This is a genomic window from Pseudomonas sp. SDO5532_S415, assembly GCF_054071155.1.
In genome coordinates this window covers 1-6,766 of sequence record NZ_JBSVWS010000241.1, presented here as the reverse complement: position 1 = coordinate 6,766, position 6,766 = coordinate 1, and the positions used below count along the sequence as shown (strand labels likewise).

Annotated in this window: 7 protein-coding genes; 3 read left to right on the top strand and 4 right to left on the bottom strand. The window is 60.7% G+C overall.

Features of this window, described 5'->3' with window-relative positions:
- Window positions 1-64: 64 nt before the first annotated feature.
- Window positions 65-466 carry a lysozyme inhibitor LprI family protein gene (locus ACW9HW_RS28105; protein ID WP_457402585.1) on the bottom strand — a complete coding sequence of 134 codons (402 nt, stop codon included), beginning with the start codon at window positions 464-466 and terminating at the stop codon, window positions 65-67.
- A 159-nt stretch (window positions 467-625) separates the two neighbouring features.
- Between ACW9HW_RS28105 and ACW9HW_RS28100 the strand changes: the two genes are divergently transcribed.
- Both ACW9HW_RS28100 and ACW9HW_RS28095 read left to right on the top strand, forming a co-directional pair.
- Window positions 626-1,114 carry an SRPBCC family protein gene (locus tag ACW9HW_RS28100; protein WP_095197356.1) on the top strand — a complete coding sequence of 163 codons (489 nt, stop codon included), beginning with the start codon at window positions 626-628 and terminating at the stop codon, window positions 1,112-1,114.
- Window positions 1,107-1,922: an aminoglycoside phosphotransferase family protein gene (locus ACW9HW_RS28095; protein WP_457402583.1), complete on the top strand. Its 816-nt coding sequence runs from the start codon at window positions 1,107-1,109 to the stop codon at window positions 1,920-1,922. The genes ACW9HW_RS28100 and ACW9HW_RS28095 overlap by 8 nt, the downstream gene beginning before the upstream one ends.
- Before the next feature lie 363 nt (window positions 1,923-2,285).
- On the opposite strand, the gene inhA is transcribed toward ACW9HW_RS28095, so the two are convergent.
- Window positions 2,286-2,969 carry an isonitrile hydratase gene (gene inhA / locus ACW9HW_RS28090; RefSeq protein WP_457402582.1) on the bottom strand — a complete coding sequence of 228 codons (684 nt, stop codon included), beginning with the start codon at window positions 2,967-2,969 and terminating at the stop codon, window positions 2,286-2,288.
- Between the two features lie 88 nt (window positions 2,970-3,057).
- On the opposite strand from inhA, the gene ACW9HW_RS28085 reads away from it, so the two are divergent.
- On the top strand, window positions 3,058-4,041 hold the full coding sequence (locus ACW9HW_RS28085; protein WP_457402580.1) for a GlxA family transcriptional regulator: 984 nt from the start codon (window positions 3,058-3,060) through the stop codon (window positions 4,039-4,041).
- A 44-nt stretch (window positions 4,042-4,085) separates the two neighbouring features.
- On the opposite strand, the gene ACW9HW_RS28080 is transcribed toward ACW9HW_RS28085, so the two are convergent.
- Both ACW9HW_RS28080 and ACW9HW_RS28075 read right to left on the bottom strand, forming a co-directional pair.
- Window positions 4,086-4,469, bottom strand: coding sequence for a hypothetical protein (locus ACW9HW_RS28080; RefSeq protein WP_095197360.1), 384 nt, complete (start codon window positions 4,467-4,469; stop codon window positions 4,086-4,088).
- Window positions 4,470-4,808: 339 nt separating this feature from the next.
- Window positions 4,809-6,632 (bottom strand): glycoside hydrolase family 15 protein, encoded by a 1,824-nt coding sequence (locus ACW9HW_RS28075; RefSeq protein WP_457402578.1) that lies wholly within the window; start codon window positions 6,630-6,632, stop codon window positions 4,809-4,811.
- Between the last annotated feature and the right edge of the window lie 134 nt (window positions 6,633-6,766).

Sequence of the window (6,766 nt, the reverse complement as noted above, 5' to 3'; positions counted from 1 at the left end):
AAAGAACTCGGTCAACTGTGGGAGCGAGCCTGCTCGCGAAGAGGCCCTGACAGACGCTAGAGACTCAAACCCCCGGCACCGGACACCCCAAATCCCCCTCCTGGCACTTCAAGTAAGTCTTGAACGTCTGCACCCGCGCCTTGGTCAGTTCCGTCACGCAATTGCTGTAGATCAGCGGATAAACACTCCCGCCTTCCACGCCCGACGCCGAAAACTTGCACTCGGCATCACGGAACGCAATCCACGAACGCTGCGCGCCCACCAGCAGTTTCTTGCTGTCAGGATTGCCCTTGAGCCGCGAAGTGATCTGCTGGTACAGCACATTCAACTCCTTGTCCGCCGCCGCGTGTTGCTGCGACGCACATTGGTTCATCGTGGCCTGGTCGGTGGCGTTGCCGCAGTCAACGGCATGGGCCATGGGGGCGAACAAAAAAGGTGCCAGAGCCAAGAGAAAGCGTGAATGCATGGAAGAAACTCGCTGTGAAAGGGCAATTGAGGTGCAGTGTAGCGAAGCGAATGGCCCTGCAAAGAGCGCCCTTGCGACAACTGACACCCGATTCATACAACTTTCGCACTGGACATGTGGTCTTACAGGCCTACTGTTGTTCAGTACAGGAGGTGACGTATGAAACCAGTACCCAATAGTTTTGAACGCAAAATAATGCTCAAGTCGCCGCGCTCCCATGTCTGGCGTGCATTGGTCGATGCAGAGGCGTTCGGTCAATGGTTTGGCGTTGCGCTCGAAGGCCGGCGTTTCATTGCCGGCGAGTGGACGCAGGGGCAGGTCACGTATCCCGGTTATGAACATGTGTTGTGGAATGTGCTGGTCGAGCGGGTCGAACCCCAGCAGTTGTTTTCGTTTCGCTGGCACCCCTACGCAGTGAACCCGAAGATCGACTACTCCCAGGAACCGACCACGCTGGTCAAATTCGAGCTGGCGGACTACGAGGATGGCACGCTGCTCAAGGTGTCCGAGTCGGGTTTCGCGCACATTCCAGACATACGCCAGAAGGAGGCGTATTACATGGACAGCCGTGGCTGGGAAGAGCAACTGGGCAGGCTTGAACACTTTCTCGTCGAAAGCGCCAAGGCCCGCGAGCGTGAGAGTGACTGACGACAGTACATTCGACCCGTGGCTGCAACGGTGGGAACTGAAGCCCGAAGGTGCCCCCATCCTCACGCCCGGCAGCCGCCTGCTGCCGGTACGCCGGGGTGATGTGCCGGCCATGTTGAAGATTGCCTTCGACGACGAGGAAAAATTCGGCAATCTGTTGATGAACTGGTGGAACGGCCACGGCGCTGCCCGGGTTTACGAGCACCATGGCGACGCTTTGTTGCTCGAGCGTGCCATGGGACAGCGGTCGCTGATGCGCATGGCGCTCAACGGGCAGGACGACGAGGCCAGTCGTATTCTATGTACGGCGCTGGCGCACTTGCATGCACCGCGACCGACGCCGCCACCGCCGCTGGTTCCCCTGGCGCCCTGGTTTGCCTCGCTGCGACTGGCGGCTGAGCAGCAGGGCGGTCTTTATTCCCTGAGCCTGACGACTGCCGAAGCCTTGTTGGCCGAGCCGCAGGACGTGGTGGTGTTGCATGGCGACATGCATCACGACAATGTCCTGGATTTCGGTCCGCGTGGCTGGCTGGCCATCGATCCCAAACGGGTGATCGGCGAGCGTGGCTTCGATTACGCCAACCTGATCTGCAATCCCGACTTGCCAACCGCAACGGACCCGCAACGATTCCAGCGACAGATCGAAGTCGTGGCCGAGGCGGGCGGGTTGGAGCGGCGCCGATTGCTGCAATGGGTGTTGGCTTTTGCCGGTTTGTCGGCAGCCTGGTTTCTCGAGGATGGCGAAAGCACGGCGGCGCAAGGTCAGCTGCAGGTCGCGCAATTCGCGGCCTCCAGGCTTAATGTTTAAAGCCCCTAAGGGTTTTCGGAAGAGCTGCTATAGCGAATGTCTTACACGCGATGCTAGCTATGTCGTCTATTGCAGATTGGATCCGATGCGTATTCTGGCCCCATCCACTGACGCACAGGGAGTGCTCAGGATCATGGATGATCGGCCATTTGCACGGAATGCTGACGACAGGGAGTCGTAATGGTCTTGGAAAAACCCGCTTCGGCGGGTTTTTTTATGGGCGTATGAAAATTACTGGCGCGAGGAGAAATCCTGTGGGAGCGAGCCTGCTCGCGATGGACTCAAGAGCACAGCGCTTAACCGGTCAGTACGCGTTATCGTTAACGACCATCGCGAGCAGGCTCGCTCCTACATTAATGAGAATTAGTGTTCGAGTTTCGCCGCAGCACGATCGGTGATTTGCGCGCGCAGTTTCAGCGACCCCGCAGCGCGTTGGCGAGCTTCCTCCAGCACGCTGGCCGGTGCGGTTTCCGGGCTGCCGGCCTGGAACGGTGGTGCCGGCGCGTATTCCAGTTGCAATTGCACCAGCTCGGCGGTGTCCTGATCGAACAGCTCGGCGGCCAGCGTCAGGGCAAAATCGATGCCCGCAGTGATCCCGCCCCCCGTGAGCAGATTGCCGTCGCGCACCACCCGGTCCTTCACGGGAGTCGCCCCCAGAGGCGCCAGCAACTCGTGATAGGCCCAGTGGGTGGTGGCGCGTTTGCCCTTGAGCAGGCCTGCCGCGCCGAGCACCAGCGCCCCGGTACACACTGAGGTGACATAACGCGCCGTCGCGGCCTGGGTCTTGAGGAACGTCAGGGTTTCGTCATCTTCCATCAGCGGCCCGACCCCGCTGCCACCGGGCACGCAGATCACATCCAGCTGCGGGCAATCATCGAAGGTCGTGGTCGGTTTGAGCAGCAGGCCGGTGCTGGCGGTAATGGGCATCAGGTCCTTCCAGATCAGATGCACCTTCACATCCGGCAACGAGGCCAGTACGTCATAAGGGCCGGTGAGGTCGAGTTGCTGCACCTGTGGAAACAACAGAAAACCGATCTGCAAGGTCATGATGTTTTTTCTCCTGAAGTGGTGGACGACTTCACTGTAGGTGCTTAGGATTTGGCGTACGCGCCAATTAACCCACGAATTACGCCAAATGCCGAAAACCATTCACCTGCTCGCGTTCGCCAATGTGCAACTGCTCGATGTCACCGGGCCGTTGCAGGTATTCGCGTCGGCCAATGACATCGCCCGCCAGCAAGGCGTGCCCACGCCTTATGCGCCATCGGTGATTGCCAGCGGTGGCGGGGCGGTGATGTCGTCGGCGGGCTTGGCGCTATTGGCCGAGCCCTTGCCTGAGCAGGGCAGCGACACCTTGATCATCGCCGGCGGTTGGGGCGTTTACACGGCGGCGGACGACCAGCCACTGGTGAACTGGGTGCGCGAGCATGGGTTGCAGTGCCGGCGGGTTGCCTCGGTGTGCACCGGGGCGTTTCTGCTGGCGGCCAGCGGTTGGCTCGATGGCCGGCGCGTGGTCACCCACTGGACCCGTTGCGAACAGCTGGCGCAGCAACACCCGAAGTTGCAGGTCGAACCCAATCCGATCTTCATCAACGACGGTCCGGTCTGGACCTCGGCCGGGGTGACCGCCGGGATCGACCTGGCGCTGGCAATGGTCGAAGCCGACCTTGGCCGCAACATGGCCCTGGAAGTCGCCCGGCAATTGGTGGTGTTTCTCAAGCGGCCCGGTGGCCAGTCGCAATTCAGCGTGACCCTGTCCCTGCAGAAAGAAGGCAACCGGTTCGACGAACTTCACGCTTGGATCAGCGAAAACCTCACCAAGGATCTCGGCATCCCCACCCTGGCCCTGCAGGCGGGCATGAGCGAGCGCAGCTTCGTGCGCCACTACCGCGCCGACACCGGCCAGACCCCGGCCCGGGCCATCGAATTGATCCGCGTCGAAACGGCGAGGCGCCTGCTCAGCGATACCGGCGTGCCGATCAAACGCGTCGCCGTGCAATGCGGATTCGGCAGCGAAGAAACCCTGCGCCGCAGTTTCCTGCGGGCCATGGGCGTGACGCCGCAAGCGTATCGAGAGCGGTTTTCGGTCAGCGTTGCAGCAGAGCTAGTAACGACTTGAGCCGGCCGTATCAGGTGGTTTCAGAATAAATCCGAAGCAACAGCTTAGACTTCCGCCACCTGATTGAAGTACTTCGCCCGATCCGGGGTAAACGTCACCACCATGCCCGTGCGGGCGCAGGTCAGCGCCCGCTCTTCACCCAAATCCACATCCAGATCCTCCCCACGCAAGCCCTGCCATTGGGCGAGGTATTTGAGGGAACCGTACTTCTCGAGTTTTTTCAGGCTACGGCTGACGCCACCTTTCCAGCCCAGCACCGGCAGTTCACCGGCGAGGCATTGTTGGGCGAGATCGGGAAAACGGGCGGCGCGTTGGCGGCCGATTTCCCAGCATTTGATCAGGCCCTTGTCTTGGGCGTCCCACAGTTCGTCGCGGTTCAGGCCGGTTCGCAGGGGGAGGTCGATGCTGCGGTGGATGCGCTGGGTCATTCATTTTCCTTGAATTCGGGTTTTGTTGGACAGCTCCGCTGTGCCCGTTGAAGCGCGATGTTAGGGGGGGATGTAACGGCTGGCAACCGGGTATTTCCGGGTGTTTTGTTTAAAAAATGTAGGACTTTGCCCCGCCTTGGATCTACGGCAAGCGGGCTTTTGTGGCGAGGGAGCTTGCTCCCGTTGGGTTGCGAAGCAGCCCCAAACCCTATGATTGCGATCCGTGAGGTACACCGTGTCTAAAGTGTTTTGCGACTGCTGCGCAGTCGAACGGGAGCAAGCGCCCTCGCCACAAAAGTTCTTTCGCCACAGGTGATAGGAGGTGTCGGCGATGCACACTCAAGGCTGCCAGTAATTCTTCACTCCACTCAACTTCCGATCCAGAAAGCACGCCGCACTGATCAACGCCAAATGCGTCAGCGCCTGCGGTGTATTGCCCATGTGCCGTCCATGGCTGTCGAATTCCTCGGCATACAGCCCCAGCGGGTTGGCATATCTCAGCAGCTGCTCGAACTCCAGATGGGCCTTTTCCACCCGGCCGGCGCGGGCCAGGCATTCGACGTACCAGAAGGAACACGCGGCGAATGCGCCTTCGGTGCCGGGCAGGCCGTCAATGTGGGTGTGTTCGTTGCGGTAGCGGTACACCATGCCGTCGCGCACCAGGGTTTTCTCGATAGCGTCCAGCGTCGCGAGCCAGCGTGGATCCTTGGCGCTGACAAAGCGCACCAGCGGCATCAACAACATTGAACCGTCGAGGCCGGTACCGCCGATGTGCTGGACGAAATGCCCGCGCTCCTCGTTCCAGAAATTGTCCCAGATGTCGGTGTAGATCGCCTGGCGGGTCTGGTCCCATCGGGCGAACGGCGCGGGTAACGAGCGTTTCGAAGCGAGACGGATCGCGCGGTCCAGCGCCACCCAGCACATCAGGCGCGAGTGCAGAAAGTGATGTTGTTCACCGCGCATTTCCCAGATCCCGACGTCTTCCTGCTGCCAGGTTTCGCACACCTGATCGACCACCTCCACCACATGTTTCCATCCCTCATGGGAAATGGCTTCGCCATACTTGTTGACCAGGTACACCGCGTCCATCAGCTCGCCGAAGATGTCGAGCTGGACCTGCGCATAAGCCAGGTTGCCGATACGCACCGGTGTCGCACCGCCATGGCCTTCGAGGTGCGTGAGTTCGATTTCCGGCAGTTCCTGGCGGCCGTCGATGCCGTAGAGAATGTTGAGTTTCATTGGCTTGCCATGACAGTCGCTGACCCGTCCGCGCAACCAGCGCATATAGGCATTGGCCTCATCGACGAAGCCCAGGCGCATGAAGGCGTAGACGGTGAACGAGGCATCGCGGATCCAGGTGTAGCGGTAATCCCAGTTGCGTTCGCCACCGGCGGTCTCCGGCAAGCCGAAGGTCGCGGCGGCGAGGATCGCGCCGTGTTTGCGCGAGGTCAGTAGCTTCATCGCCAATGCCGAACGGTTGACCATTTCCCGCCAGCGACCGCGGTAGTTGGATTGGCCGATCCAGTCGCGCCAGAACTTCAGCGTGCGTTGCAGGCACAACTCGGCGGCGCCTGCCTTGAAGCGCGGATCGTCGATGGCGCCGAGCAGGAACTCGGCGGTCTGGTCCTGCCCGAGGGTGAATTCGGCGACGGCGGCGCTGCCATCGAGACTCAAGGTTTGATCCGAGGACAAGCGCAGGGACGGCTGATTGACCGCTTCGAAGACCACGTCTTTTTTATCGATGCGGGCGCGGGTATGGGCGCGGGCATAGTCATGTCGTACGGCGCAGCGCAGGTTGAACGTTGCCTGGCCACTGACGACCCGCACCCGGCGCATCAGCACCGGCAAGTCATCTTCGCTGTCGCCGATGGGCAGCAGATCGGTGATTTCGACCACGGCGCGGTCGCTGAGCCAGCGGGTTTGCAGCACGTTGGTATCCGGCAGGTAAATCTGTTCGCGCCGAGCGTCTGGCAAGTCCGGGGACAGCTGGAAAATACCGGCCTCGGGGGTGTCGAGCAGCGAACAGAAAATAGATGGGTTGTCGAATTCCGGCCAGCAGAAAAAATCCACGCTGCCCTTGTCATTGACCAGCGCGGCACTGCGCATGTCGCCGATGATGCCGTGGGCGTCGATGGGGCTTTGGCGTTCGGGGTGATCAGCCATTGTCGTGAAACTCCAGGAAGCAGGGACCTAAGTAGCTGACTGGCTTTAAAGGGCTGGAGTTCACTTGTGTGGTGACTGTTCCGGCCCCTTCGCGAGCAGGCTCGCTCCCACATTGGGCCTGTGTACACCGTCCA

Coding starts and splice junctions, on each gene's coding strand:
- ACW9HW_RS28075 (WP_457402578.1), bottom strand. CDS start 6,632: ATGGCTGATCACCCCGAACGCCAAAGCCCCATCGACGCCCACGGCATC.
- ACW9HW_RS28085 (WP_457402580.1), top strand. CDS start 3,058: ATGCCGAAAACCATTCACCTGCTCGCGTTCGCCAATGTGCAACTGCTC.
- ACW9HW_RS28100 (WP_095197356.1), top strand. CDS start 626: ATGAAACCAGTACCCAATAGTTTTGAACGCAAAATAATGCTCAAGTCG.
- ACW9HW_RS28105 (WP_457402585.1), bottom strand. CDS start 466: ATGCATTCACGCTTTCTCTTGGCTCTGGCACCTTTTTTGTTCGCCCCC.
- ACW9HW_RS28080 (WP_095197360.1), bottom strand. CDS start 4,469: ATGACCCAGCGCATCCACCGCAGCATCGACCTCCCCCTGCGAACCGGC.
- inhA (WP_457402582.1), bottom strand. CDS start 2,969: ATGACCTTGCAGATCGGTTTTCTGTTGTTTCCACAGGTGCAGCAACTC.